The 24,315-nt window shown below is 60.6% G+C and carries 28 protein-coding genes; 17 read left to right on the top strand and 11 right to left on the bottom strand.

Translation table 11 applies throughout. From position 1 onward, the window contains the following. Positions 1–180: helix-turn-helix domain-containing protein (locus tag ACJ8OK_RS09720; RefSeq protein ID WP_442530554.1), on the top strand; the 180-nt coding region annotated here is incomplete at its 5' end. A 33-nt stretch (positions 181–213) separates the two neighbouring features. On the opposite strand, the gene ACJ8OK_RS09715 is transcribed toward ACJ8OK_RS09720, so the two are convergent. Next, a complete protein-coding gene (locus tag ACJ8OK_RS09715; protein ID WP_033634054.1) occupies positions 214–1,713 on the bottom strand; it encodes an aldehyde dehydrogenase family protein in 1,500 nt (499 codons plus the stop codon). Positions 1,714–1,872: 159 nt separating this feature from the next. Then, complete coding sequence (gene leuE / locus ACJ8OK_RS09710; RefSeq protein ID WP_004940625.1) at positions 1,873–2,511, bottom strand: leucine efflux protein LeuE; 639 nt, start codon at positions 2,509–2,511, stop codon at positions 1,873–1,875. 237 nt (positions 2,512–2,748) lie between these two features. Here leuE and ada point away from each other — a divergent pair, with 237 nt between their 5' ends. Next, positions 2,749–3,804 (top strand): bifunctional DNA-binding transcriptional regulator/O6-methylguanine-DNA methyltransferase Ada, encoded by a 1,056-nt coding sequence (ada, locus tag ACJ8OK_RS09705; protein WP_060558674.1) that lies wholly within the window; start codon positions 2,749–2,751, stop codon positions 3,802–3,804. After that, positions 3,801–4,514, top strand: a complete 714-nt coding sequence (locus ACJ8OK_RS09700) for a 2OG-Fe(II) oxygenase (RefSeq protein WP_060558676.1) — start codon at positions 3,801–3,803, stop codon at positions 4,512–4,514. The genes ada and ACJ8OK_RS09700 overlap by 4 nt, the downstream gene beginning before the upstream one ends. On the opposite strand, the gene tehB is transcribed toward ACJ8OK_RS09700, so the two are convergent. Further along, positions 4,509–5,372, bottom strand: a complete 864-nt coding sequence (gene tehB, locus ACJ8OK_RS09695; protein WP_082997079.1) for an SAM-dependent methyltransferase TehB — start codon at positions 5,370–5,372, stop codon at positions 4,509–4,511. The two genes, ACJ8OK_RS09700 and tehB, sit on opposite strands and share 6 nt — an antisense overlap. A 178-nt stretch (positions 5,373–5,550) precedes the next feature. On the opposite strand from tehB, the gene ACJ8OK_RS09690 reads away from it, so the two are divergent. Beyond that, the gene (locus tag ACJ8OK_RS09690) at positions 5,551–6,654 is read left to right on the top strand and encodes a DUF1615 domain-containing protein (protein WP_050501289.1); all 1,104 of its coding nucleotides are present in this window, start codon (positions 5,551–5,553) and stop codon (positions 6,652–6,654) included. Between the two features lie 55 nt (positions 6,655–6,709). On the opposite strand, the gene ACJ8OK_RS09685 is transcribed toward ACJ8OK_RS09690, so the two are convergent. Continuing rightward, entirely contained in the window at positions 6,710–8,389 is a 1,680-nt protein-coding gene (locus ACJ8OK_RS09685; RefSeq protein WP_442530553.1) for an alpha-keto acid decarboxylase family protein, read from the bottom strand. A 675-nt stretch (positions 8,390–9,064) separates the two neighbouring features. Between ACJ8OK_RS09685 and ACJ8OK_RS09680 the strand changes: the two genes are divergently transcribed. The 4 genes from ACJ8OK_RS09680 (at position 9,065) to ACJ8OK_RS09665 (ending at position 11,220) form a co-directional block, all read left to right on the top strand. Then, complete coding sequence (locus tag ACJ8OK_RS09680; protein WP_048322298.1) at positions 9,065–9,493, top strand: universal stress protein; 429 nt, start codon at positions 9,065–9,067, stop codon at positions 9,491–9,493. 207 nt (positions 9,494–9,700) lie between these two features. After that, a complete protein-coding gene (pagP, locus tag ACJ8OK_RS09675; protein WP_004940603.1) occupies positions 9,701–10,291 on the top strand; it encodes a lipid IV(A) palmitoyltransferase PagP in 591 nt (196 codons plus the stop codon). A gap of 126 nt (positions 10,292–10,417) precedes the next feature. After that, positions 10,418–10,906, top strand: coding sequence for a DUF2501 domain-containing protein (locus tag ACJ8OK_RS09670; protein WP_015376789.1), 489 nt, complete (start codon positions 10,418–10,420; stop codon positions 10,904–10,906). Positions 10,907–10,956: 50 nt separating this feature from the next. Beyond that, positions 10,957–11,220 (top strand): putative hemolysin, encoded by a 264-nt coding sequence (locus ACJ8OK_RS09665; RefSeq protein WP_048322300.1) that lies wholly within the window; start codon positions 10,957–10,959, stop codon positions 11,218–11,220. A 36-nt stretch (positions 11,221–11,256) separates the two neighbouring features. Here the strand turns inward: ACJ8OK_RS09665 and ACJ8OK_RS09660 are convergent, their stop codons facing one another. Next, complete coding sequence (locus ACJ8OK_RS09660; protein WP_049278685.1) at positions 11,257–11,874, bottom strand: hypothetical protein; 618 nt, start codon at positions 11,872–11,874, stop codon at positions 11,257–11,259. Positions 11,875–12,046: 172 nt separating this feature from the next. On the opposite strand from ACJ8OK_RS09660, the gene ACJ8OK_RS09655 reads away from it, so the two are divergent. Together ACJ8OK_RS09655 and ACJ8OK_RS09650 are read left to right on the top strand one after the other, a co-directional pair. Next, positions 12,047–12,829: a DeoR/GlpR family DNA-binding transcription regulator gene (locus ACJ8OK_RS09655; protein WP_004940586.1), complete on the top strand. Its 783-nt coding sequence runs from the start codon at positions 12,047–12,049 to the stop codon at positions 12,827–12,829. Positions 12,830–12,831: 2 nt separating this feature from the next. Further along, a complete protein-coding gene (locus ACJ8OK_RS09650; RefSeq protein WP_442530552.1) occupies positions 12,832–13,215 on the top strand; it encodes a VOC family protein in 384 nt (127 codons plus the stop codon). Here the strand turns inward: ACJ8OK_RS09650 and ACJ8OK_RS09645 are convergent, their stop codons facing one another. Beyond that, positions 13,216–14,124, bottom strand: a complete 909-nt coding sequence (locus ACJ8OK_RS09645) for a LysR family transcriptional regulator (RefSeq protein WP_033634044.1) — start codon at positions 14,122–14,124, stop codon at positions 13,216–13,218. A 125-nt stretch (positions 14,125–14,249) separates the two neighbouring features. Here ACJ8OK_RS09645 and ACJ8OK_RS09640 point away from each other — a divergent pair, with 125 nt between their 5' ends. The 5 genes from ACJ8OK_RS09640 (at position 14,250) to ACJ8OK_RS09620 (ending at position 17,226) form a co-directional block, all read left to right on the top strand. Then, complete coding sequence (locus ACJ8OK_RS09640) at positions 14,250–15,131, top strand: pirin family protein (protein WP_015376795.1); 882 nt, start codon at positions 14,250–14,252, stop codon at positions 15,129–15,131. A gap of 118 nt (positions 15,132–15,249) precedes the next feature. After that, positions 15,250–15,876 carry an isochorismate family cysteine hydrolase YcaC gene (gene ycaC, locus ACJ8OK_RS09635; protein WP_033653308.1) on the top strand — a complete coding sequence of 209 codons (627 nt, stop codon included), beginning with the start codon at positions 15,250–15,252 and terminating at the stop codon, positions 15,874–15,876. 154 nt (positions 15,877–16,030) lie between these two features. Then, on the top strand, positions 16,031–16,360 hold the full coding sequence (locus tag ACJ8OK_RS09630; RefSeq protein WP_015376796.1) for a hypothetical protein: 330 nt from the start codon (positions 16,031–16,033) through the stop codon (positions 16,358–16,360). A gap of 75 nt (positions 16,361–16,435) precedes the next feature. After that, entirely contained in the window at positions 16,436–16,888 is a 453-nt protein-coding gene (locus ACJ8OK_RS09625) for a thiol-disulfide oxidoreductase DCC family protein (protein WP_442530551.1), read from the top strand. An 86-nt stretch (positions 16,889–16,974) separates the two neighbouring features. Then, positions 16,975–17,226, top strand: a complete 252-nt coding sequence (locus tag ACJ8OK_RS09620) for a hypothetical protein (protein ID WP_004928468.1) — start codon at positions 16,975–16,977, stop codon at positions 17,224–17,226. On the opposite strand, the gene ACJ8OK_RS09615 is transcribed toward ACJ8OK_RS09620, so the two are convergent. The 3 genes from ACJ8OK_RS09615 to ACJ8OK_RS09605 form a co-directional block, all read right to left on the bottom strand. Beyond that, positions 17,217–17,765 (bottom strand): GNAT family N-acetyltransferase, encoded by a 549-nt coding sequence (locus ACJ8OK_RS09615; RefSeq protein WP_015376798.1) that lies wholly within the window; start codon positions 17,763–17,765, stop codon positions 17,217–17,219. The two genes, ACJ8OK_RS09620 and ACJ8OK_RS09615, sit on opposite strands and share 10 nt — an antisense overlap. 95 nt (positions 17,766–17,860) lie before the next feature. Then, positions 17,861–18,598 (bottom strand): DUF2076 domain-containing protein, encoded by a 738-nt coding sequence (locus ACJ8OK_RS09610; RefSeq protein WP_021504712.1) that lies wholly within the window; start codon positions 18,596–18,598, stop codon positions 17,861–17,863. 107 nt (positions 18,599–18,705) lie between these two features. Next, a complete protein-coding gene (locus ACJ8OK_RS09605; RefSeq protein ID WP_085058542.1) occupies positions 18,706–19,509 on the bottom strand; it encodes a helix-turn-helix transcriptional regulator in 804 nt (267 codons plus the stop codon). A gap of 117 nt (positions 19,510–19,626) precedes the next feature. On the opposite strand from ACJ8OK_RS09605, the gene ACJ8OK_RS09600 reads away from it, so the two are divergent. Beyond that, a complete protein-coding gene (locus tag ACJ8OK_RS09600; protein WP_048322308.1) occupies positions 19,627–20,397 on the top strand; it encodes a class I SAM-dependent methyltransferase in 771 nt (256 codons plus the stop codon). A 57-nt stretch (positions 20,398–20,454) separates the two neighbouring features. Here the strand turns inward: ACJ8OK_RS09600 and aqpZ are convergent, their stop codons facing one another. After that, positions 20,455–21,150: an aquaporin Z gene (aqpZ, locus tag ACJ8OK_RS09595; RefSeq protein ID WP_004940529.1), complete on the bottom strand. Its 696-nt coding sequence runs from the start codon at positions 21,148–21,150 to the stop codon at positions 20,455–20,457. 426 nt (positions 21,151–21,576) lie between these two features. Between aqpZ and ACJ8OK_RS09590 the strand changes: the two genes are divergently transcribed. Further along, a complete protein-coding gene (locus ACJ8OK_RS09590) occupies positions 21,577–22,938 on the top strand; it encodes an esterase-like activity of phytase family protein (protein ID WP_015376802.1) in 1,362 nt (453 codons plus the stop codon). Positions 22,939–23,136: 198 nt separating this feature from the next. On the opposite strand, the gene ACJ8OK_RS09585 is transcribed toward ACJ8OK_RS09590, so the two are convergent. Further along, positions 23,137–24,312: a low temperature requirement protein A gene (locus tag ACJ8OK_RS09585; protein ID WP_033634036.1), complete on the bottom strand. Its 1,176-nt coding sequence runs from the start codon at positions 24,310–24,312 to the stop codon at positions 23,137–23,139. Positions 24,313–24,315: the final 3 nt, after the last annotated feature.

The raw sequence follows: 24,315 nt of genomic DNA, 5'->3' as shown, positions 1-24,315 counted from the left end.
CAGTACATCAGGAACCGCAGGCTGGATCTGTGCGCGCAGGCGCTGCGCAGCGCCGCCGGGCAAGAAAAGCTGGCCGGAGTCGGCCTCGACTGGGGCTTCGCCGATCACAGCCATTTCTCGACCGCTTTCAAGCAGCGTTTCGGCATGTCGCCGAGCGAGTACCGTCGGCAGTATCAGTAAGTCAGGGCGCGGGCCAGGCCCGCGCCGCTTCACTCAATAGCGGATGCAGACCGATTTCGACTCGGTGTAAGCGTCCAGCCAATCCGGGCCGAAATCACGGCCGCTGCCCGACTGTTTGAACCCGCCGAACGGCATGTTCGGGTCGATCAGCGTATGGGTGTTGACCCACACGGTGCCGGCCTGAATGCGCGGCGTCAGCGCCATCGCCTGCTGCAGGCTGGTGGTCCACAGGCTGGCGGTCAGCCCGAAGTCGGTGTCGTTAGCCTTGCTCAGCGCTTCTTCGGCGCTCGCCACCCGGATCAGGTTGACCACCGGGCCGAACACTTCCTCGCGCGTCAGGTTCAGCCTATCGTCCGGGTTGATCACCAGGGTCGGCGGAATGTAGAAGCCGTTGGCGTCCGGCCCGGCCGCGCCGCCGATAAGCTCGGCGTTTTTCGCCCGGGCGTCGTCCAGGTAGGCCGCCACCTTGTTGCGGTGCGCGAGCGATACCAGCGGGTTGATTTGCGCGCCGGTATCCATCCCCGGCCCGACCGACAGCGATTTCACCGCCTGTTCGAATCCGGCCACCAACCGATCATAAATCGGCGCTTCGATATAGATTCGCGAGCTGGCGGCGCACACCTGCCCCTGGTTGAGGAAGCTGCCGAGCATCAGGCCTTCGATCACCTGCTGTGGATCGGCATCTTTCAGCACGATGGCCGGGTTTTTGCCGCCCAGCTCCAGCGTCACGCGGGTCAGGCGATCCGCCGCCGCGCGCGCGATGCTTTTGCCCACCGGCGTGGAGCCGGTAAAGCTGACTTTGGCGATCAGCGGATGTTCGGTCAGCGCCTTGCCGCACACGGTGCCGCGGCCGGTGACCACGTTGAACGCGCCCGGCGGCACGCCGGCTTCGCTCGCCAGTTCGGCCATGCGCAGCAGGGTGAGCGGGGTGGTTTCCGACGGCTTGATGACGATGGAGCAGCCCGCGGCCAGCGCCGGCATCACTTTCCACATGCCGATCATCAGCGGGAAGTTCCAGGGCACGATGCCGGCGACCACGCCGATCGGCTCTTTGCGGGTATAAACCTGATATTTGGCGCCCGGTGGCATCGGAATGGAGACATCCAGCGTCTGGCCGGTGATTTTGGTCGCCAGCCCGGCGGTGTAGCGCATCCAGTTCAGGGTGCTGCCGACTTCGAAGGCGCGGGCGATGTTGATGGATTTGCCCTGCTCAAGGGTTTCGAGCTGCGCCAACTCTTCGGCGTGCTGCTCCACCAGATCGGCGAAGCGCAGCAGGATGCGCTCGCGCTCTACCGGCAGGCGCTGCGCCCAGACGCCTTCGCTGAAGGCTTTGTGGGCGGACTGCACCGCCAGCGCGACGTCGTGTTCATTGGCGTCGGCGGTGGTGGCGATCTGCTGCCCATTGGCGGGGTTGTACACCGCCAGGCGGCCTTCCGCGGCGGACGCGCGCCACTGGCCGTCGATATACAGCCCATGCTGACGATCGAGAAAACGCGACACGCTATCCAGCACGGCTACGGTATTGTCAGACATACATCCTCCGATCAGGCTCATCAGGTTATCGTTAACCCTGAGAGTCTAGATCAGCGGGAAAGCGGCGGCTTTGGTCTGCCTGACATTCGGTTTGTCCTGCGTGTCATTTTGCCGTGACGGGAGAGTAAACCGCGGCCGGCGGGCGCCGGCCGGGAGGGATCACGAGCTCAGGGTCGCCAGACGGGTGGCGAAACCGAGGAACAGCAGGCCGATCAGGCCGTTGCCGAGCTTCGCCAGGCCTTTCTTGTGGTTGAAGAAATGCGCCAGCATCGCGCCGGAGAAGATCAGCGTGCTCATGTAGATAAAGCTGACGGCTTCGAGGATCAGCGCCAGAATGGTGAACGACAGCCCGGTGTGCGCGTAGTTGAAGTCGATGAACTGCACGAAGAACGACACGTAAAACAGAATGGCTTTCGGGTTGGTCAGGCTCAGCGTCAGCGACTTGCGCAGAATGCTGTGGCCGCCTTCAATTTGCTGCTGTTGCGCCTGCGCCTTCTGCACGAAGGTGGCGTAGAGGATTTTTGCGCCGAGGAACAGCAGGTAAATCGCGCCGAGAAAACGCACCAGGGTAAACAGGAACGGCGTGGTGCGGATCAGCGACGCCACGCCGATATAGGCGCAGAAGATCAGGATCGCATCGCCGATAAACACGCCCAGCGCCGCGGTGTAGCCGGCGCGCACGCCGCGCGATATGCCGGTTTTCAGCACGTACAGCGTATTCGGCCCCGGCAGAATGATGATGAAGACCACCCCGGCCAAATAGGTCCATAAATTCAGGACGCCAAAACTCTCTAACACAATAACCTCTCCATGCGCGCAACTAACAGGCAAAAACACTGGCCACGCCCGTGACCGGCCGCGATCCTAACGCCGTGCAAGCGGGTTGGCAACGTAATAAACTTCATGTTGTTGGTTAAAAATTGTCGAAACATTGTTGAAAACGTCGGCGTCGAATTAAAAAGCAAGAGTCGGCGTGTTTCGCCAACGGCCCGTCACTATGCTGGTTAACATCGAAACCGCAGTGAGGAACGGATGATGAAAAACGTAATCGACAGCGCCGATCCGCGCTGGCTGGCGATCGTCAGCCGCGACAAGCACGCCGACGGCCGCTTTATCTACGCGGTGAAAACCACCGGCGTGTATTGCTCGCCTTCCTGCCCGTCACGCCAGCCGAATCGGCAAAACGTGGAGCTGTTCGACGATGCGGAACAGGCGGAGGCGGCGGGTTATCGGCCCTGCAAACGCTGCCGCCAGGGGCTGACGCCGTTGACGGAGCAGCATGCGCGGCAGATAGCCGAGGCCTGCCGCTATATCGAACGGGCGGAGAAAGCGCCGTCGCTGCAGACGCTGGCGCGCCACGTCGGGTTGAGCCAATACCATTTCCACCGGCTGTTCAAAGCGATCACCGGCCTGACGCCGAAAGGCTACGCCGACGCGCAGCGCAGCCAGCGGTTGCGCTGCGGTCTTAAGCAGCAGGAGACGGTGACCGACGCGATCTTCGACGCCGGCTATGGCGCCAACGGCCGCTTTTACCAGCAAGCCAACGCCGCGCTGGGCATGACGCCGAAAGCCTACCGGGCGGGCGGCAAAGGCATGCGCATCCATTTTGCTGTTGGGCGCTGTTCGCTGGGTGAGATCCTGGCGGCGCAGAGCGAGGTGGGTATTTGCGCCATTCTGCTGGGGGACGATGCGCAGCAGCTGGTGCAGGATCTGCAGGATAAATTCCCCAACGCCGAGCTGATCGGCGGTGACGCGCAGTATGAAGCGCTGATGGCGCAGGTGGTGGGCCTGATCGAAGCGCCGGAGAGCGGGCTGGCGCTGCCGCTGGATATTCGCGGCACTGCGTTTCAACAGCGGGTCTGGCGGGCGCTGCAGGCGATACCGGTCGGCGAAACCGTCAGCTATGCCGATATCGCCCGGCGCATCGGCGCGCCGAAGGCGGTGCGCGCGGTGGCCGGCGCCTGCGCCGCCAACGTGCTGGCGGTGGCAATCCCCTGTCACCGGGTGGTGCGCAACGACGGCGCCTTGTCCGGTTATCGCTGGGGCGTCGAGCGCAAGAAAGCCTTGCTGGAAAAGGAGGCGCAGCGATGAGCGGCGCGCTGGCGGCGCGGTTGGCCGAATTGGACTGGGCGGCGATCGAACGCGAACTTGATGCGCAAGGGGGGGCGCGCCTGCCGGGCGTGCTCAGCGCCGAGCTGTGCCGGCAATTGGCGGCGCTTTATCCGCATGGCGAACATTTTCGCAGCCGCATCGTCATGGCGCGGCACGGTTTTGGCCGCGGCGAGTACCAGTATTTTGCGTATCCGTTACCGCCCCCGGTGGCCGAAGTGCGCGGCCTGCTGTACGCGCGGTTGGCGCCGTTGGCCAATCGCTGGAACGCCATGCTGGGTCTGGCGGCGCGCTATCCCGCCGAACACGAGGCCTACCTGACTGAATGCCATCAGGCCGGCCAGCGGCGGCCAACGCCGCTGCTGTTGCGTTACACGGAGGGGGATTACAACTGCCTGCATCAGGATCTGTACGGCGAACGGGTGTTTCCGCTGCAGGTGGCGTTCCTGCTTTCCGCCCCCGGGCAGGACTTCACCGGCGGCGAGTTTGTGCTGACCGAGCAGCGGCCGCGGATGCAGAGCCGGCCGGAGGTGGTGCCCTTGCAGCAGGGTGACGCGGTGGTGTTCGCGGTGCACCATCGGCCGGTGGCCGGGGCGAGAGGCTACTATCGGGTCAATCTGCGCCACGGCGTCAGCCGGATACGCACCGGCCAACGCCACACGCTAGGGGTGATCTTTCACGACGCGTTATAGCTTGCGCGCCAGCAGGGTGGCGAAGCGCAGCGAGATGCGGTTGCCGGCGGCGTCGGTCTTGTGCAGTTGGCCGACGTCCTCGTTGTATTTGAGGATCTGCCAGTCGCGATAATAGAGCTTCAGCTCGCCCGGCTTGAAGGTGAACGGGAAAGGCAGCGGGCAGGGATAATCTTCGGTATCCATCGCCGCCACGATCAGATTATGGCCGCCGGGCACGGTGCTGTCCTGCATGTTTTGCACGATATGCGGGATCTGCTGGCGCTCGAGAAACATCAACACCACGGTGGACAGGATGAAGTCGTACTCGCCGCTGAAGCGGTGAGTATTGAGATCCTGCACCCCGGCGCTCAGGCGGGTCAGCTGCTCGGCGTCGATGATCTGATTGAGGCGAGCTATCGACGGCGCGTGCTTGTCCCAGGCGGTGACGTCGAAACCTTTCAGATTGAGATAGAGCGAATTGCGGCCGCCGCCGCAGCCCAGATCCAGCGCCTTGCCCGGTGCGATGCGCGCCGCCGCCTCGATCACTTCGGAGTGGGTGCGCGTCAGTTCGTATTTCTTGTGGTAGTAATCTTCCGGCGTGCAGTAGAACGCCAGCCGGCAGGTCATGTCGTCCGAGAAGGAAACGATGCGATGCCACTGCTGCGGCGTGATAAACGGCGGCTGGCTTTCGGGGCTAAACTGCCAGGTCTCGGTGGTGGCGCCGTCTTCGGTCATCATGGCGAACGTCAGGTTGCCGCTCAGCACGGTGAGCTTCGCCCAGGTGCCGTTCTGGGTGTTGTGGCGCTGGCGAAAGGCTTCCGGCAGTGTGTCGCTGTTCCATTCCGGCAGGGTTTTATAGCAAAGCAGCTGCTGCTCCATAGGGGGCTCCTCTGGCTGGGCAAACAAAGTGATTTATATGATGCATATAAAATACATCTTTATCGATCGTTTGAACATAGCGGCCTGACGGAAAGGCGCGACGATATCTTTATACTGGATTGTGTGCGGCGGCTGGGCTAATTTCAGTGCTGTTCATGTCATCACGTTCAGGGAAAAGATGCCGATATCTCGTTTATTCCACCCGATGCCCTTCCGTTGGCTGAGCCTGGCCGCGCTGCTGGCGCTGGCGGGCTGTACCAGCAAAACCACCACCACGGCGCCGGCGGCGCGCCCCGCCGACGTCAAAGCCCGACTGATGACGCTGATCCCGGCCAACGCCGGCGATCGTCAGGGCTGGGCCACCGATATTACCGCCGCCTTCGCCGCGCAGGGCATTGAACCGAGCGATGAGAACCTGTGTTCGGTGCTGGCGGTGACCGAACAAGAGTCGACATTCCAGGCTAACCCGCAGGTGCCGGGGCTGCCGAAGATCGCCTGGAAAGAGATCGACCGCCGTGCCGATCAGATGCACATCCCGAACTTTTTGGTGCATACCGCGTTGAAGATCTCGTCGTCGAACGGCCAGAGCTACAGTGAGCGTCTGGATAAGGTGCGCACGGAGAAGGATCTGAGCGATATCTTCGATGACATGATCGACCGCGTGCCGATGGGACAGAAGCTGTTCGGCCATTTGAACCCGGTACATACCGGCGGCCCGATGCAGGTGAGCATCGCCTTCGCCGAGGCGCACGCCAAAGGGTATCCTTATCCGGTCGACGGCTCGATTCGCCGCGAAGTTTTCAGCCGGCGCGGCGGCATGTACTTCGGCATTATGCATTTGCTGGGGTACCCGGCCGATTACAGCCGGCCGATTTACCGCTTTGCCGACTTCAACGCCGGCTGGTACGCCAGCCGCAACGCGGCGTTCCAAAACGCGGTCAGTCGGGCGAGCGCCATTCCGCTGGCGCTGGACGGCGATCTGATCGACTTCAGCAGCGACAAGCCCGGCTCGACCGAGCTGGCGGTGCGTACGCTCGGCAAGCGCCTGAACATGAGCGACAGCGCCATTCGCCGGGCGCTTGAGAAAGGCGATACGGCTGACTTTGCCGATACCGACCTGTATAAGAAGGTCTTTGCGTTGGCGGGCGGCAAGCTGCCGCGTGAGATGCTGCCGGGTATTCAGCTGGAAAGCCCGAAAATCACCCGCAAGCTGACCACCGCCTGGTTCGCCAAGCGGGTGGATGAACGCCGGCAGCGCTGCATGGCGCGCGCCGGCGGGTAACGGTATGAAAAACGCCGCCGGAGGCCTGAACCACCGGCGGCGCGATCATCGCGCCTCAGGCGCTGCGGCGCGGGTTGGTCAGGCCGAAGTTAAAGCTGTTGCAGCGGTTACAGAACTCTTTCATCACCGGCGGCGTGTCCATCATCGGCACTTTCACCTCGATAAACGCCAGCCGATCCTGCCGTGAGGCGTGTTCCAGGGCCATTTCCAGCTGTTGTGTGGTTTCCACCGCCACGCTGAACGGCTGCGCCTGGGTATTCAATACCGCCGGCAGTTTGGCGTAGTCCCACGGGCTGATGTCGTTGTAGGACGAGTTTTCGCCGAGGATATAGCGTTCGATAGTGTAACCGTCGTTGTTGATCAGGAAGATGATCGGCTTTTGTTCGCAGCGCAGCAGAGTGGACACTTCCTGCGCGGTAAGCTGGAAGGAGCCGTCGCCGATGAACAGCAGGTGACGGCGCTCAGGGGCCGCCATCAGGGTGCCGAGCAGCGCCGGCAGGGTATAACCGATCGAGCCCCAAATCGGTTGGTTGACCACCTTGACGCCGCCCGGCATGCGCATGCCGCCGATGGCCGCGCCCGAGGTGCCGTTTTCCACCACCACCACATCCTCCGCCTGGATGAAGCGTTGGATCCGCTGCCACAGATAGGCCTGGTCGATAGGCGCGTCGCTCGGCGTCGCCAGCTTGTCACGCGGATCGGCCAGCGGTGATAAAAGCTGCGCCGGCGCGTCTTCGCTCAGATCCAGCAGCGCCTGCAGCAGAGCCGCCGTCGCTACCGCCGGGTAGGACGTATTGTCCAGCTTCATCGAGAACGGCTGAATATCCACCTGAGCGGCGGCGGGAATTTGTTGCGAGAAATAGCCGGTGGTGGAGTCCACCAGACGCACGCCGAAACTCAGCACGCAATCTGAGTGGGCCATGCGTTCATACAATTCGGGGCGCGACAGGTTGCCGCTGTAGCCGCCCATCCAGCCGGCGGTATTTTCCGGGATAATGCATTTGGCGGTTGGCATGTTGGTCAGCGGTATGGCGAAGCGGTGAGCGACATCGATAACCAACTGCTGCAACTGGTAGCGATCCACCATTTGATCGACCAACATGATTGGGCGCTGCGCGCGCTTTATTTTGGTTAACAGCGCCATTGCCGCCAATTGCACATTGTATTTATCGCTCGCCGGCAATTGCGGCGCTGCTGCGGCTTCGGCGACTTCAATTTCGATATCGCAAATATCAGACGGCAGCTGTAAATACACCGGTTTCTTCTCTATCCAGGCGCGAGAAATAACGCGTGGAATTTCCTGCGCGGCATTTTCCGGCGTGATAAGAGCCTGAGCGACGGTGAATTGTTTAAAGCAGTTCATGACGTTGTCGAAATTGCCGTCGCCCAGGGTATGGTGCAATAGCTGATGATTCTTCATCGCGTGCAGCGGCGGCGTGCCGGCGATGCAGACCACCGGCGAAGATTCGGCATAGGCGCCGGCGATGCCGGACAGCGCGGCCAGATCGCCGACGCCGTAGGTGACGATCAGCGCGCCGGCGCCTTTCATCCGTGCGTAGCCGTCGGCGGCGTAGGAGGCGTTCAATTCATTGCAGTTGCCGACGAACGCCAGCCGTTCGTCGCTTTCCAACAGCTCCAGCAGGCTGAGGTTATAGTCGCCGGGCACGCCGTAAATACGATCGACGTTCAGGGCGTGAAGCTGTTGCAGAATGAATGACCCGATAGTTATTTTCATTGATTGCTCCGGATTATTTATCTTTATTTTGTCAGGCGAAAATCAGCAAAAATAAATTGCTGGCGATGTTGTGTCGTTAGCATTAACAGTTATTTAAAGTGCCGGCTTGTTCAAGATAGGGGGAGCGGCCGAGGAAGAGGCGGTTTGTATTCGGCGCTTTACGCGATGGGTTTTTCCATAAATAGTGTGGCTATTGTGCATTAGGGCGGGGCGGTATTTTTCGTTGACGGCATATCGGCAGAAAAACGGCGGCGCATTGGTATTTATCATGATGCAGGGTGAATCATCCGGTACTTTTGAAGCCGTGTTAAATCCCATTGAGCGGTGCAACGCTTTTTGCCTGAGAAAGAAAAGCACAACTTCATGTAAAGGTGCATTTTGGTGATCCGCCGCACGCTTATTTAAAGAAACCTTCCAGTAACCAATTAAAAACAAAAAATTAACAATGAGGTTTTTTTATTCGGTCATGGTTGTCAGTTTTGCTTTACAGATGCCGCAATGCGCGCCGCGTCGGGCCGGTGTAAAAATGGGCCGTCACGGGCGCTAATATAACGTGGCGGTTATCACATTCTGTGGGAAGTGATACGTAAACTTTTCTCTACGTGCGCACGGATGGCGTATACCTACCAGAGGGGCTCATGTCCCAGCGGTGCTGGCCTGAGAGGGGGGCATGTGATGAAAGGCTATCGACATATTCTGGTGTTGATTCATGATGAGCGTGATGGGTTGCCGTTGCTGCGTCAAACGGCGGCGATGGTGCGCGGTAAGCCAATCGCCCTCACCGTCGGCCATCTTAACGCCGACTACGCGGAGCTGGAGTACGGCAGCGATGCGTTAATCAAGGATCGCCAGGCGCAGGAAGTGATCGCCGCCAAAGCGATGCTGAGCCGGTTGGTGAGCGCCGTCGATGTGCCGGTCGCGGTCAAGGAGATTGTCACCATTCGGCGCTTTAAGGACGTGAGCGATTTTATTCACCAGGCCGGCATCGATCTGGTGGTGGTCGGGCACCAAAACCGCCTGTTCGGCCTCTATTCCTCGTATTCCCTGGAGTTTGTGAACCGTCTCGATGTCGATGTGTTGGTCAAGCATCTTGCTCGCGAGTAGCGTGCGACAAAGCGGATTTTTCCCACGGTTTTGCCGCCCGAAAGGCAATAGCATGCGGATACCGGTACGGTTTGTCCTGAATTATTGGGCATTTTCCGGTGCTAAACTTAACCAAAGCACAACGGGCGTTGGATAAATTAGATACGGCTTGATCTTGCCTGGGCTATCGGTAAAAATCTGCGGCCGTATTTTTACAGGAGCTTTACGATGTTTCTAAAACGGACCCTTTTGGCGTGTTCTCTGGCGTTGATATTTCCTGCACTGCCTTCTTATGCTGAGGTTGGTACAGAAAGTGGCAATGCCGCACAGGCTGAAAAACCGGGTTTATGGCAGCGTTTTACCGATAACGTGGCGGAGACCTGGAACAACTCGCCTAACCACGATCTCTATATCCCGGCCATCACCTGGCACAACCGTTGGACTTATGATGATGAGCATATCGATAAGTACAACGAACGCCCGTGGGGCGCCGGTTACGGCATCTCCCGCTACGACAGCGACGGTGACTGGCACGGCATCTACATCATGGCGTTTAAGGATTCCTTCAACAAATGGGAGCCGATCGGCGGCTACGCCTACGAGAAGATCTGGCGCCCGCTGGATGATAAGGATTTCCGCCTGGGGCTGGGCTTCACCGCCAGCGTCACCGCGCGCGATAACTGGAATTACATCCCTATCCCGGCGCCGCTGCCGCTGGCCTCTATCGGCTATCAGCGGCTGACGTTCCAGGCGACCTACATTCCCGGCACCTATAACAACGGCAACGTGTTCTTCGCCTGGCTGCGCTGGCAGTTCTAAACTTCCTGAATTCCGAAAAACGGCGCGGCGGCGAGATAAAAGGAACTTGTCGCTGCAGGCGGCGTCGGAGAGGTATCCCGGCGCGCTGCGCCGATTGCATGCCGTTATGACAGGAGTTTCACCACTATGATCACCAAACATCGTTTATTGCTGGCTTTGGCGCTGTCCGCGACCCTGGCCAGCGGCGCCACCCAGGCCGCCGGGCTGATGGATTCCCTCAGCAGCGCGGCGGGCGAACTGAGCAAGTCGGGCGGCGACAGCAGCGGCGGCATGTCGCTCTCCTCGTTGACCGGCCTGCTGAACGGCGGCGACAAGGCGTTGAGCTCCAGCAGCATGACCAATGCCGCCGGTATCCTGCAGTACTGCGTGAAAAACAACGTGCTGTCGGCTAACGGTGCCGAAGGGGTGAAAGATCAGCTGCTCAGCAAGCTGGGCATCACCAGCACCGAAAACGCCAAGAGCCAGGATTATCAGCAGGGCCTGGGCGGCTTGCTGCAGACCGGCGAAGGCAAGAGCCTGGATCTCAACAGCCTGGGCACCTCGCAGATCACCGAGAAGGTGAAGCAAAAAGCCTGCGATCTGGTGCTGAAACAGGGCAAATCCTTTATTTCATGATCTAAGAACGGCGGAGCGCTCCGCCGTTCGTTTTTGTATAAGCTGGAAAAATGAAAAAAACGTTGATGCTTTCCCTGCTGGCAGGGATGACGATGTTGCAGGGGTGTTCCGTGAAATCTAACGAGGCGCCGCCACCGCCGCAGGTGAAACCGATCGGCATGGCGAACCCGGCCGACGTGTACTGCACCCAAATCGGCGGCAAGCTGAACGCCAAAGAGAATGCGGTAGGCCAGTATTCCACCTGTACCTTGCCGAGTGGGCAGGAAATTGAAAGCTGGGAACTGTTCCGCCGCGATCATCCGGTGAAAAAGTAACCCTATGCGGCGCCGGCTCTGCTGCCCGGCGCCCGCTCAGAATTGGCGATCGCCTATCGGCTGCAGCTGCAGGCTGCCGTCCTTCCGCAGCGTCAGCGGCATGCGCCAATCACGCTGTTTATCCAGGTTGAACGGCCGGGAGCGGAACATGCAGCCGGTCTTGATATTCTTGATTTTCAACACGTGTTCCGCGTTCGTATTGATTTTCACCTCGAAGCTGCCGGCGGGCGGAATAAAGACTTCCGCCAGCTGTTGCGGCGCCGCTGGCGTTTCCAGCTTGACCAGCACCGCGAAATCGTTGCCCTGATTATCCAACGTCAGCCGATGCAGGCCGGATGCGGGCAGCCGCGTTGGCTGATGCAGATAACCCGCTGAGGCGGGCCACGGCTGCCCGGCATTGTCATGCAGCGGCCCGCCGCACTGTTCGCGCGCCTCCCGCAGCGGCATTTCGCGCTTGATGGCGCGATTGTAATCGGCGGGGGCGGCGAGACTGAACTCGTCGTCATATTGGTGGGCGCGCAGATAGCGCTTGGCGCCGAGCACCCCAACGGCGACCAGCATGAAGAACAAAAATATCCTCAGGCGATTTTTGAAAATCAGCCCGAACAGCTTCCCGGGGAGTTGAAACAGCCACCTTGCGATCGTCAATAACATCGTTTTCCCTTAGCGTCCAAGCCGTTACGTCTGCGGTAACTTCGCTTGCCTCAGTATAGCCAACATCCCGCAGGCGAAAATCCTGCCCGGCGATTTTTCTTCCGCCCTGCATTGTACGTTTGTGTTTGTTTGTGTACATTCATGATCACTTTAGCGTCACCGGATTGACATGATGTCCAAACTGTTACCGAATGAGCGTCACCAGGCCATTCTTGACACGCTCCGCCAACAGGGGCGGGTGCTGGCCCTGGAGATGGCGCAGCGGCTGAACACCACCGAAGCGACCATCCGCCGCGATCTGCGCCAGCTGGCGGCGCAGAACCTGTGCAAACGCATCTATGGCGGCGCGTTGGCGCCGACGCCGGCCGAGGGGCCCGTTGCGGCGCGCATTGCGCTCAGCGGTGACGAGAAGCTGGCGCTGGCGCAGACCGCGCTGGGGGTGATCGGTGAAGAACAGCTGATCTTCCTCGACGCCGGCAGCACCCACCTGTATCTGGCGGATCTGTTGCCGCGCGACCGGCGTTTGACGGTGGTGACCAATGCATTGAGCATCGCCGGCAAAATGCTGGAGCGGCCGGGGATCCGCACCATCCTGATCGGCGGCGAGTTGGATGCGCAGGTCGGCGGCTGCGTGGACGCCAAGGCCGCGGAAGAGATCGACGGTTTCCATTTCGATTTGGTGTTTACCGGCATCTGCGCCTACGACCCGGCCGGCGGCTTCTCCGCGCTGAGCTACCAGGACGCCACCTTCAAAAAGCGGCTGTTGACGCGCGCCGGCAGCGTGGCGGTGCTGTGCACCCGCGACAAGCTCAATACCTACGCCCCTTACCCCTTCCTGCCCGCCGGGCGGGTGGATCATCTGGTGACGGCGCGCGGCGCGCACCCGCAGCTTGAGCTGCAGGTGGCGCAGGGCGGCGGCCAGGTTTGGCACAGCGATTTACCGACCGGAGAATGATGATGAAAATAGCCCATGTTGCTCTGTGGACCCGTGACATCGACGCGCAGCTGGCATTTTGGCAGCGTTATTTCAATGGTGCCGCGGGGGAGGAGTATGTCAGCCGCAACCGGCCGGGGTTCGTTTCCCGCTTCGTCAGCCTGGCGGCCGGGCCGTCGCTGGAGATCATGCGCGTGCCGACGTTGCTGTCGGCGCAGGAGCAGGAGGAGCGGGTCGGTTGGGCGCACATCGCGCTGTCGCTGGGGGATGAGCGGCAGGTCGATCGGTTGGCGCAGCGCGCGCAGCAGGAGGGCATTTTGCTGTCCGCGCCGCGCTGGACCGGCGACGGCTTCTACGAGGCCGTCATTCGCGATCCAGACGGCAACGCGATCGAAATCACCGCCTGATCACTCTTCTTCAATGCTGGCGAACTGCTCGCCCAGATAGTCGAGCAGCAGCCGCACCGCCGGCAGCAGGCCGCGGCGCGACGGGTAAACCGCATGCACCACGCCGCCCTGCGGCTGCCAGCCCGGCAACAGTTGCACCAGCTCGCCGCGCAGCATGTCGTCGCGCATCATCATCGCCGGCAGTTGTACGATGCCGGCGCCGGCGATGGCGGCGGTGCGCAGCATCAGCATGTCGTCGGTGACCAGCCGCGGCGTGTGTTCCCACTCCACCCGTTCACCCTGTGGGCCGGTCAGCCGCCATTGGTGCTGACCGCGCGCCGGGCCGAGATCGAGCGTCGGGTATTTACGCAGGTCTTCCGGCGTGTGCGCCGGCCCGAGGGTGCGCACCAGCGCCGGGCTGGCGGCGACGCACCAGGTGCGCTGCGCCAGGATTTTCAGCACCAGATCGCTGTCCTCCAGCGGCGGCGGCCGCACGCGGATCGCCAGATCCAACCCTTCCCCCACCACGTCCACCCGGCGGTTGGTGGCCTCCAGATGCACCGTCACCTTGGGATAATCGGCCATAAAGGCCGCCACCATGCTGCCGACGCGGGTGTGCAGGATCGCCACCGGGCAGGACATGCGCACCGTGCCGCAGGGCTCGGCGCGCGTCTGCTCGATCGCCTGCTGCGCCGCTTCCGCTTCCACCAGCATTGCCTTGCAGTGCGCGTAATAAGTTTGGCCGACCTCGGTCACCGAGAAGCGCCGCGTCGAGCGCTGGATCAGGCGCACGCCCAGCCGCTCCTCCAGCAGCGCCACGCGGCGGCTGAGCTTGGATTTGGGAATGCCCAGCGCCCGGCCGGCGGGGGCGAATCCCTGGTGATCGACCACGCTGGCGAAGAAAAACAGATCGTTCAGATCGGTCAGCATCGCATTCCTTATCGTTCTATCAGTAGAACGCTGAGTGTACATCTTGCCCACTACTGCAGCAAACCCCGGCGGATTAAACTTCTGACATCAACTTAAGGCCGTGAGGTCTGAAACGGGAGTTCAAGATGAAAAAAATCCTCGGTATTCACAACAGCCCGGAAGCACACTGGGTCGGTAACGGTTTCCTGGTGAATTCGCTGTTCTCTTATAACGATTTGGGGGCGGAAATGAGCCCGTTCTTGCTGCTGGATCACGCGGCGCCGACCAAATTCCGTTCCGCCTCCGGCACCCGTGGCGTGGGGCAGCACCCGCATCGCGGGTTTGAAACGGTGACCATCGTCTATCAGGGCGAAGTGGAACACCGCGACTCGACCGGCAGCGGCGGGGTGATTGGCCCCGGCGACGTCCAGTGGATGACCGCCGCCTCCGGCATCTTGCACGAAGAGTTCCATTCGCGGGACTTCTCGCGCAACGGCGGCACCATGGAAATGGTGCAGCTGTGGGTCAACCTGCCGGCCAAGGACAAAATGGCCGAGCCGGGTTACCAGACGCTGCTGAACGCCGATATTCCGGTGGTTCCGCTGGCGGACGGCGCAGGGCAGGTGCGGGTGATCGCCGGTGACTTCGGCGGCCATGCCGGCCCGGCGCGCACCTTCAGCCCGCTCAACGTGTGGGACATGAAGTTGAATGCCGGCCATACCACCACGCTGACGGTGAAAGAAGGCCATACGCTGGCGCTGGTGATGCTGCACGGCGCGATCCTGGTTAACGGCGAAGATGTGGTGCGTGAAACCCAAATGGTGCGTTTCGACCGGGCGGGGGATTCGATCACTATCGAAGCCAACAACGACGTCGCTCTGTTGGTGCTGAGCGGCGAACCGATCGATGAGCCTATCGTCGGCTACGGCCCGTTCGTCATGAACAGCGAAGCGGAAATCCAGCAGGCGTTCCGCGATTTCAACAGCGGCAAGTTCGGCAGCATGAACGCCGAAGCGAGCGCCGGTTGAACCTTGGCATCTGGGGCGGGAAGTGTTCTCGGTTCCAGACGCCACACTTAAACCTCAACGCCCCGCCACACCGGCGGGGCATTTCATCCGCAACATCAAACCCCACAGGAGTAAAACCATGACTGCAAATTACAAACGCCTCGACAAAGATCAGGCCGCCGTATTGCTGGTGGATCATCAGGCAGGGCTGCTTTCGCTGGTGCGCGACATCGATCCCGATCGGTTTAAAAACAACGTGCTGGCGCTGGGTGATTTAGCGAAGTATTTCAACCTGCCGACCATTCTGACCACCAGTTTTGAAAACGGCCCCAACGGCCCGCTGGTGCCGGAACTGAAAGCCCAATTCCCCGATGCTCCCTTCATTCCGCGCCCTGGCCAGATCAACGCCTGGGACAACGACGACTTCGTCAACGCGGTAAAAGCCACCGGCCGCAAGCAGCTGATCATCGCCGGCGTGGTGACCGAAGTGTGCGTGGCATTCCCGGCACTGTCTGCGCTCAATGAAGGTTTCGAAGTGTTTGTGGTGACCGACGCCTCCGGCACCTTCAATGAACTGACCCGTCAGTCGGCCTGGAGCCGCATGGAAGCCGCCGGCGCGCAGTTGATGACCTGGTTCGGCGTCGCCTGCGAGCTGCACCGCGACTGGCGCAACGATATCGAAGGCCTGGGCACGCTGTTCTCCAACCATATCCCGGACTACCGCAATCTGATGACCAGCTACAACACGCTGACCAACGGTAAGTAACGCGACGGCCCTTTACCCAACCTTTCGCCTTTCATCACGTTAGACGCGGGATGTAAGCAAAGCGCAGCGGGGCGAAAAGGTAGCGAAAAGCGGCTTTCTCATTGGCCGGGGGCGGGGTAGCGTAATCCCGAACCCGGCAAATGAGGCTAATTCAATGAAACAAGCAATCAAGATCCTGGCGCTGCCCTGCATGGGCATGGCGCTATTGTTCAGCGCGAGCGCGATGTCGGCGCCTGAGAAGCCTGCGGCCAACGCGTTGCCGCCTTTGATGGATGCGCCGATGCGCATGCCACCTTTCCCGGGCGGGCACCCGCCCAAGCCGGGGTTCTGCCACGGCGGCGAGCTGTTCTGCGCCACCTCGGCCAGCGACAATCCGGTGGAAACCATCAACAAACTGACGGCGGTGATCCCGGCGGGCAGCGCCAAACATTACGAAGTGCGCGTCGCGGTGGTGGCCGTGCCTGACGCACCGCCTGCGCCTTAACGGACTCTGCCATCCCGCTCTGGCCTGAGCGCGCCAGGCGCGTTAGGCTAAGGAGAGCGTTTTACGGGAGGCGGGATGACCCCTTTATCACAGCTGCCTTATCTCCAGCCCGGCGAGCGCGCGCTGTTGTTCGACGGCGAATGCAATCTGTGTCACGGGCTGGTGAGATACCTTATTCGCGCCGATCGGCAGCGGCGTATTCTGTTGGCAACGGTGCAATCCGTCGAAGGGCAGGCGATCCTGCTGGCGTTGGGGTTGCCGACCGATCGTTTCGATTCCGTGGTCTATGTTGAGCAGGGGCGCTATTGGCTGCGTTCGGCGGCGCTGTTTCGGTCGCTGCGTCAATTAGGTTGGCCGCACCGCGCGCTGGCGCGTTTTCTACCACCGCGGCTGGCGGACAAGGTCTATGATGCGGTTGCCGGCAATCGCTACCGACTGTTTGGCCGCAACGACGGCAGCGGCCTGCCGGGTGCCGATCAGCCCGGGCGCTATCTGTCTCGGCGGCGGGAGCGGGAGCCGCCGGCCTGAGCTTTACGCTTCTTTACCATCCAACCGCTTGAAATATCAGCACTCCAACTCCATATAATGGAACATTCAACCAACAAGGAGCGCGTATGGGAATCAGTGAAGAAGAGCGCATTCGCCGTTTGACCCAGGAGAAAAACGACATGGGCAATACGGCGAAATGGGTGGCGATCGTTTCCGCCGTGTACTTTGCCTTGATGGTGTTTTACGGCCACCCGACCGGCGTGTTGGCGATGTCGGGCGCGGTGTTCATCGTGTCGACCACCACCTGGCTGAAAAAGCGTAAGAAGGTCAAATCTTATCGCATGGCATTGGCCAGAATCAGCGACGATCAGCCCTGATAGTCGCCGCGCTTTAGTGTATACACCAGGCTCGGCGCCGCGCCGGGCACGTCATCCAGCGTATCCACCCGCCGCATGCCGATCTTTTCCAGCACTCGCCACGACGCCTGATTCTCCGCGCGCACAATGGCGGAAATTTCCTCCATCGCCAATCCGACAAAACCATATTGCAGCGAAGCCCGCGCCATCTCGGTGGCCAACCCCATGCCCCAGACGCGAGTATCGAATCGATAGCCGAGGTTCACGGTGCGCTGCGCGCCGAGCGGTTTCCAGGACAATCCGCCAAAGCCGATGATCCAATCCGGCCGTTCGCGCAGGGCGATCGCCCAGGAACCGTAACCGTGTTGTTGCCACCCGGAAATTCTCTCTTGCAGCGCCGAGATAGCCTGCGCTTCGCTGGTGAGCGGGCCGGCGGGGTTGAAACGCTGGGTTTGCGGATCGCCGAAGATGGCGTAGAAGCGTTCGAGATCCGCCATCACCGGCGGGCGCATCTGCAGGCGTTCGCTGAAAAAAGGGTCTGAAGGAGTCAGGCTCATCATCGTTTCTCCCGGCTGGATAAATGAACAGTGTTCACTGTAGACCAGATTGGTGAAACGGGAAATCCCCCTCTGCGGGTGAGAGGGGGCGAAGGGAATTACAGGAAGGAGTCGTCGTCGCTGTAATCGTCGTCGGCGTAATCCGTGTCGTCCTGATAGCTGGCGTTCTGGAAGCCGTTGTCCTGGTTCAGGAAGCTGCCACCATCGCCGTTGTTGAAGGTATCCAGGTTGTTGGAGGCGTCGAAATTGCGCATTGCGCTGTCGTCCAGCGGCGCCGGGGTTTCCTCGATAATATTTACGATTTCCTGTGGTTGCGAATGGCGGAACATGCCGGTCAGCATGTCGGCCAACACCACGCCGCCGGCGACGCCCGCCGCCGTTTGCAAGGCGCCTCCCAGGAAGCCGCCGGCGCGTGAGGGCGCCGCCTGCTGCGGTTGGGCATAGGCAGGCTGCTGCTGCGCGTAGCCCCCCTGCTGCGCGTTGTTCCAGGCCGCCGTATTTTGCTGCTGCGCCTGATACTGTTCACGCGGGCTTGGCGTGCGGCTGCCGCCGCCGAACAGACCGGCCAGGAAGCCGCCGCTGCTCTGCTGGCCGTTGGCGGTTTGCTGCAGCTGCGCCACCTGGGCCTCCAGCTCTTTGACCCGCTGATCCATCTGCTTGAGCGCCGCTTCCTGAATGATCATCGCCTGCGCCATGTAATAAGGGGCGGAAGGCTGCTCGCGAATATGCTGGTTGATTTGCTGCTCTGCCTGGAGATCCCGTGGGCCCGTCTTGGTCTCGGCTTCTTTCAGGCGGCCAAACAGACCATCGATAAGGCGTTGTTCTTCGGATTGCATAGGAGTACCTCAGGAGATAAATAACGGTGCTGGATGATCATTATCATCGGTATCAATTACCCTAGCGCGTTTACATGAACCTATAAATAAATGGCGGGTAAACTTGCCTATGAATTTGTTACCAATTGCGGCAGCGGGATCAGCATCACCAGCTTCAGACCGGCGTGCTCTGCCGGGTGGAAGGTCAGTTGGCGATAGCGCAGTGCGCCTTGCCGAGCATGCTCGAACGCGCGTTCGCCGCCTTCGCGCGCCATGACGTCATGTTGCTTCCACCAGTGATTAAAGTCTGCGCTGTTGTGCGTCATGTTGCGCACGAAGGCGCGCATCTCTTCGGTATTTTGATGATGGCTGGTCTCGGCGCGAAACTCGGCCACCACGCGGCGAGCGCGTTCCTCCCAATCGCTGACCAGCGTTTTCGCCAACGGGTGGAAGAACATGAAGTGCAGCAGGTTGGGGCTGTTGGCCACATCCAGCCAGCCGCTGAACAGCGCCGCCGCCTGCGGGTTCCAGGCGACGACATTCCAGGTCACGTCCAGCAGGTAGCAGGGCACCGTCATCTGATGCACGCTTTGCAGCACCGCGTCGTTGGCGGTTTCGCGGTGTGTTTCCTGCTCGGGGTCGGCGATGCGCGCCAGGGTAAACAGGTAATGGCGTTCGGCCGGGCCGAGCCGCAGCGCCTTGGCGATGCGTGCCAGCGTATAGGGGGAAATGGATACCTCGCGGCCCTGTTCGATCCAGGTATACCAGGTGGCGCTGATGCCGCTGATTTGCGCCAGTTCTTCGCGCCGCAGGCCGCTGGTGCGACGGCGCGAGGAGCTGGGCAGGCCGAGCATTTCCGGCGTGATGCGTTCGCGGTGCGCCCGCAGGAACGCGCCGAGGGCCTTTGGCCCGGATAAGGCTTCTGATGTCATAGCGTGGTACCTATTCATACCAGGATAACTGCTCATATTGTACCCGTATAGTAGCCTGATTATAGTAGCCGAAAGCCTTCAGGCACAGGCGCAAGCCGGATAATAACGGGAGCAAACATGAGCATCAGCAACAGCCATAAAAACGCGGTAGACCGGCAGTTCGGCGAGCAGGCCAACGCCTACTTAACCAGCGCGGTACACGCGCAGGGCAAGGATTTGCAACGCCTTGCACAGTTACTGGAACCGCACGCCGACGCGCGCCTGCTCGATCTGGGCTGCGGTGCCGGGCACGCCAGCTTCACGGCGGCGGCCAGGGTGGCGCAGGTGGTGGCCTACGATCTGTCGGCGCAAATGTTGGCGGTGGTGAAGCAGGCGGCGGCGGAAAAAGGCCTGAATAACATTCAGCTGCAGCAGGGCGTGGCGGAGTCTTTACCGTTTGAAGACGCCAGCTTCGATCTGGTCATCAGCCGCTATTCGGCGCACCACTGGCACGACGTCGGCCAGGCGCTGCGCGAGGTCAGGCGGGTACTCAAACCGGGCGGCAGAGCGATCATTATGGACGTGGTCTCGCCGGGGCATCCGCTGCTGGATATCTACCTGCAAACCGTGGAAGTGCTGCGCGACACCTCGCACGTGCGCAACTATGCGCCGGGCGAGTGGTTGAGGTTATTGACCGAAGCCGGGTTGGTGGTGCGTGAGGTGACGGCGGATCGCTTGATGCTGGAGTTCGGCAGCTGGGTGGCGCGCATGCGCACGCCGGCGCATTTCGTTACCGCGATCCGCGCGCTGCAGCAAAGCGTGTCGGAAGAGGTAGCGGCGCATTTCGCCATTCAGCCGGACGGCTCCTTTACCAGCGATATCATGATGTTTGAAGTGACGAAGGGCTGAAAGCAACGGGGCAGCCGATGAAGGCTGCCCCGTGAAACGCGATTGACTGCGATACGCTTATTTTTTGTCTTCCAGCAGGCAGCGGTAGATCAGGCCGCCGATAATGCCGCCGACCAGTGGCACCAGCCAGAAGACCCACAGCTGCTGCAGCGCCCAGGTGCCCTGGAAGATCGCTACGCCGGTGCTGCGCGCCGGGTTGACGGAGGTGTTGGTCACCGGGATGCTGATCAGGTGGATCAGCGTCAGCGTCAGGCCGATCGCCAGCGGGGCAAAGCCTGCCGGCGCGCGCTTGTCGGTCACGCCGTGAATAACGATCAGGAAGAAGGCGGTCAGTACCAGCTCAATCACGATCGCGGCTTGCAGAGAATAACCGCCCGGTGAGTGTTCGCCGTAACCGTTGGAGGCGAAGCCGCCTGCGGTGGCGTCGAAACCGGCTTTGCCGCTGGCGATCAAATACAGCACCGCCGCTGCGGCGATACCGCCGATGACCTGAGCGATAACGTAAGGAATAACGTCTTTCGCCGCGAAACGGCCGCCGGCGAATAAGCCGACGGTGACGGCCGGGTTAAAATGCCCGCCGGAAATATGGCCGACGGCATAGGCCATCGTCACCACGGTCAGACCGAAAGCGAGCGCGACGCCGAGGAAACCAATACCCAGCTGTGGGAATGCCGCTGCCAATACTGCGCTACCACAACCACCAAACACCAACCAAAATGTGCCAAAAAATTCAGCAAAAAGTCGCTTTGACATAGATTCCATCCTGCGGAATAGACTAACGGGCGTTAGCACTAAAAACTATAGAACAGCTTTTTGAGTTCATGCAGATATTCTATAGAATTTTCTTAATGCACCTTGAATAACGGCGGTATTAAATCCCCGGTATTTTATTTTGTCTATGAGAAAAACACCGTTTTTCCACGTGCCGACGCGCGTTTGCCGATTTTTTTATCTTTGCTATAAGAATTTACCCTAAGCAAAATGGCGGGCTATTTTCGGGTGGTTTTTTCCAGCGGTTTTATCCATTCAATACGCTCAGGTTAATTGCTAATTTCTATTTGCCAGCCAACCTTATTGCTTGTTTTACATTTGACGAAGCGCCTGTTGTCATCTAAGTGTCATGCTAAATTAATATCTTCTTCTGCCTGATAACGCTTCATTCAACCTCGGGTAAAAAACATGAGAATAAAATCGCTCTCCCTGCTGTTGGCTTCGCTGTTTCCGGTATTCACCTACGCTGCAGATATTGAGGTGGCGCGTTATGTGGTCGGCTTCCCCGGCGGGGAACGCGTCGCCTATCAGGGGGCGTTTGCCAAGCATTTCCCGCAGGGGTTGCCGGTGGGGATCGGCTCAGGGCTGTCGTTCAATCGCAAGCAGGGCGACGATCTGGTGCTGACGACGCTGACCGATCGCGGCCCGAATGCTGATGCCCCTGCGGTGGGCAAGCAAGAAGCCAAGATTTTCGCCAATCCGCAATTTACGCCTCTGTTGATGGACATTCGTATCGGCGGCGGCAAGGCCGTGGCCGAGAATGCGCGGCCCTTGCATGACGAAAAAGGGCCGATTAGCGGGCTGCCGCTGCCGAGCGAACTGATTGGTTCCACGAACGAAGTGGCGTTGAACGACGCGCTGCAACCGCTGTCCGGCGATCGCCGTGGGTTGGATACCGAAGGCATCATCGGTGACGGCAACGGCGGCTATTGGCTGTGTGACGAGTATGGCCCGTTTCTGATCCATGTCGACGACAAAGGCAAAATTCTCGCCAAATATGGCCCAACGCCGCAGGCCGGCGAGCAGGCGGTGGCGAGCGGTTTGCCGAACATCCTGAAGTGGCGCCAGCCCAACCGCGGTTTTGAGGGGCTGACCCGGATGCCGGATGGGCGCATTCTGGCGGCGGTGCAGAGCACGCTGGATGTCGATGGTAAAAGCAAAAACAAGGCGCAGTTTACCCGGCTGGTGAGCTTCGATCCGCGCAGTGGCAAAACTGCGATGTATGGCTATCCCATCGATATCGACCGCTATAAAAAAGCCAAAGACGCCAAGATTGGCGATATCGTGGCGTTGGACAACCAGCGCATCCTGTTGATTGAACAGGGAACCGATAAAGATAAGACGATGATCAACAAGATCTATCTGGTGGATCTCGCGCAGGCCAGCGATCTGAGTACGTTTGACGGCCAGGGTAAAGCGCTGGAGTTCGACGATGCGCAAGAGCTGGCTAAACGCGGCGTGAAGCTGGCGCAGAAACGGGAAGTGGCGGATCTGCGCCAGTTGGGCTGGCGCCAGGAGAAAGCGGAAGGGCTGGCGCTGATCGACGATCGCACGCTGGCGGTGATCAATGACAACGATTTCGGCTTGCAGGCGAAGCTGGTGGATGCGTCGCCAAAGAGCAAAAAAATCGGTGACTACCAGTTGGAGAAAGGAGGGCGGTTGAGCCTCGACGGCGATAAGACCGATGCCCGTATCGAATTGCGCCCGCTGGAGCAGCCGGAGTCGCTGAGTGAGCTCTGGGTGCTCACCTTGCCGCAACCCTTGAAGTGATCGAGAGGGGGCGACAGCGCCCCCGTCAGACCGTTGACAAAGGAGGAAAAAACGTGGTTTTTCCTCCTTTGTGGCCATCAGCCGAAAATCAACAAATTGATTTTACTTGTTTTTTTATCCACTGCTCTCTGCAAACCCGGCAATGGCATGAGGTTTGTCATCAATCTCACAGCGGGGGCGGTGACGCCCCCGTTGGCTTCAGGTCTCCGCGTGCCGCTGCGGCGCTCTGCCGCGCGAGATGCTCTCCCACACCGCCACCACCACCATGATCAGCGTCGTCAGGCCATTGACCATCAGCAGATCGGTTAAATAGGCGGCGGGGGCCAATACCGCCAGCGCCAGCAGCCCAACCAGGTGCGACAGCGGGAAGCGGCGATACACCAACCGTTTATACAGCGCGTTGGCGAACAGGTAAATCGCCGGGCCGAGCAGCAGCACCGCCGCTGTGGCGTGTTGGATGCGGCCGTCAGGATGGGCGATCACCAGTTCGTTGGCCACGGCGCAGACGATGATGGCCCCCACCAGCGCGACGTGCACGTAGTGGAAATAAGCGCCCAGCTGGCCGGGGTTTTCCGCCTGGCTGATGGCGTGGCTGCCGGCTTTGCTGCTGGTGTCGAAGTAAACCCACCACATCGCCAGGCTGCCGAGAAAGGCCACCAGCGAAGCGATGAGCACCGGCAGGCTCCAGCTTTCCATTTCGCTCAGGGTGGCGCCGGTGATCAGAATGGTTTCCCCCAGCGCCACGATCACGAACAGCTGGCAGCGCTCCGCCAGATGGTGGCCTTCGATGGTCCATTCGCTGCTGCTGTCCGAGCGCCCCAGCACCGGCAGACGGAAGCCGAACATCGGCGAGACGTATTCGCACAAGACGGCGATCGCCCACAGCGCCAGGCGAGTATGGCCTTCCGCCAGCCCGCCGGCGATCCAGAAGACGGCGGAGATGCACAGCCAGCCGAGGATGCGGCGAAAGTTTTGTTTCAACGGGTGGCCAGGCGCCAGCAGGCGCAATACCGTGGCGGAGCGGCCGACCTGAATAGCGACATAAAACAGCGCGAAGATCAGGCCGCGCTCGCCAAACGCCTGCGGCAGCGCGGCGGCGGCGAACAGCCCCAGCAGCATGATCGCGAACAGCAGCAGGCGGATCTGGCGGGTATCCGGATTGAACCAGTTGGTGACCCAGGCGGTGTATTGCCAGGCCAGCCAGACGGCGAACCACAGCAGCAGGGTTTCCAGCGCGCCGGTCAGCGTCAGGTGATGCAACAGATAGTGGGAAAGTTGGGTCACGGCGAAAACGTAGATCAGATCGAACAGCAGCTCGGAAAATGAGACCGACGCGCCCTGACCGTCACGCACGCGCAGCAGGTTTTGCGACATAAG

The organism is Serratia sp. CY71090, assembly GCF_052166845.1.
Lineage (GTDB): Bacteria > Pseudomonadota > Gammaproteobacteria > Enterobacterales > Enterobacteriaceae > Serratia > Serratia nematodiphila.
The sequence above is the reverse complement of the archived record's forward strand: the minus strand, read 5'-3'. Positions and strand labels throughout refer to the sequence as shown.

Bases quoted from the DNA above. Each gene is read 5' to 3' on its own strand.
- ACJ8OK_RS09715 (WP_033634054.1), bottom strand. From the start codon at position 1,713: ATGTCTGACAATACCGTAGCCGTGCTGGATAGCGTGTCGCGTTTTCTC.
- ada (WP_060558674.1), top strand. From the start codon at position 2,749: ATGAAAAACGTAATCGACAGCGCCGATCCGCGCTGGCTGGCGATCGTC.
- ACJ8OK_RS09700 (WP_060558676.1), top strand. From the start codon at position 3,801: ATGAGCGGCGCGCTGGCGGCGCGGTTGGCCGAATTGGACTGGGCGGCG.
- tehB (WP_082997079.1), bottom strand. From the start codon at position 5,372: ATGGAGCAGCAGCTGCTTTGCTATAAAACCCTGCCGGAATGGAACAGC.
- ACJ8OK_RS09690 (WP_050501289.1), top strand. From the start codon at position 5,551: ATGCCGATATCTCGTTTATTCCACCCGATGCCCTTCCGTTGGCTGAGC.
- ACJ8OK_RS09685 (WP_442530553.1), bottom strand. From the start codon at position 8,389: ATGAAAATAACTATCGGGTCATTCATTCTGCAACAGCTTCACGCCCTG.
- ACJ8OK_RS09680 (WP_048322298.1), top strand. From the start codon at position 9,065: ATGAAAGGCTATCGACATATTCTGGTGTTGATTCATGATGAGCGTGAT.
- pagP (WP_004940603.1), top strand. From the start codon at position 9,701: ATGTTTCTAAAACGGACCCTTTTGGCGTGTTCTCTGGCGTTGATATTT.
- ACJ8OK_RS09670 (WP_015376789.1), top strand. From the start codon at position 10,418: ATGATCACCAAACATCGTTTATTGCTGGCTTTGGCGCTGTCCGCGACC.
- ACJ8OK_RS09665 (WP_048322300.1), top strand. From the start codon at position 10,957: ATGAAAAAAACGTTGATGCTTTCCCTGCTGGCAGGGATGACGATGTTG.
- ACJ8OK_RS09660 (WP_049278685.1), bottom strand. From the start codon at position 11,874: ATGTTATTGACGATCGCAAGGTGGCTGTTTCAACTCCCCGGGAAGCTG.
- ACJ8OK_RS09655 (WP_004940586.1), top strand. From the start codon at position 12,047: ATGTCCAAACTGTTACCGAATGAGCGTCACCAGGCCATTCTTGACACG.
- ACJ8OK_RS09650 (WP_442530552.1), top strand. From the start codon at position 12,832: ATGAAAATAGCCCATGTTGCTCTGTGGACCCGTGACATCGACGCGCAG.
- ACJ8OK_RS09645 (WP_033634044.1), bottom strand. From the start codon at position 14,124: ATGCTGACCGATCTGAACGATCTGTTTTTCTTCGCCAGCGTGGTCGAT.
- ACJ8OK_RS09640 (WP_015376795.1), top strand. From the start codon at position 14,250: ATGAAAAAAATCCTCGGTATTCACAACAGCCCGGAAGCACACTGGGTC.
- ycaC (WP_033653308.1), top strand. From the start codon at position 15,250: ATGACTGCAAATTACAAACGCCTCGACAAAGATCAGGCCGCCGTATTG.
- ACJ8OK_RS09630 (WP_015376796.1), top strand. From the start codon at position 16,031: ATGAAACAAGCAATCAAGATCCTGGCGCTGCCCTGCATGGGCATGGCG.
- ACJ8OK_RS09625 (WP_442530551.1), top strand. From the start codon at position 16,436: ATGACCCCTTTATCACAGCTGCCTTATCTCCAGCCCGGCGAGCGCGCG.
- ACJ8OK_RS09620 (WP_004928468.1), top strand. From the start codon at position 16,975: ATGGGAATCAGTGAAGAAGAGCGCATTCGCCGTTTGACCCAGGAGAAA.
- ACJ8OK_RS09615 (WP_015376798.1), bottom strand. From the start codon at position 17,765: ATGATGAGCCTGACTCCTTCAGACCCTTTTTTCAGCGAACGCCTGCAG.
- ACJ8OK_RS09610 (WP_021504712.1), bottom strand. From the start codon at position 18,598: ATGCAATCCGAAGAACAACGCCTTATCGATGGTCTGTTTGGCCGCCTG.
- ACJ8OK_RS09605 (WP_085058542.1), bottom strand. From the start codon at position 19,509: ATGACATCAGAAGCCTTATCCGGGCCAAAGGCCCTCGGCGCGTTCCTG.
- ACJ8OK_RS09600 (WP_048322308.1), top strand. From the start codon at position 19,627: ATGAGCATCAGCAACAGCCATAAAAACGCGGTAGACCGGCAGTTCGGC.
- aqpZ (WP_004940529.1), bottom strand. From the start codon at position 21,150: ATGTCAAAGCGACTTTTTGCTGAATTTTTTGGCACATTTTGGTTGGTG.
- ACJ8OK_RS09590 (WP_015376802.1), top strand. From the start codon at position 21,577: ATGAGAATAAAATCGCTCTCCCTGCTGTTGGCTTCGCTGTTTCCGGTA.
- ACJ8OK_RS09585 (WP_033634036.1), bottom strand. From the start codon at position 24,312: ATGTCGCAAAACCTGCTGCGCGTGCGTGACGGTCAGGGCGCGTCGGTC.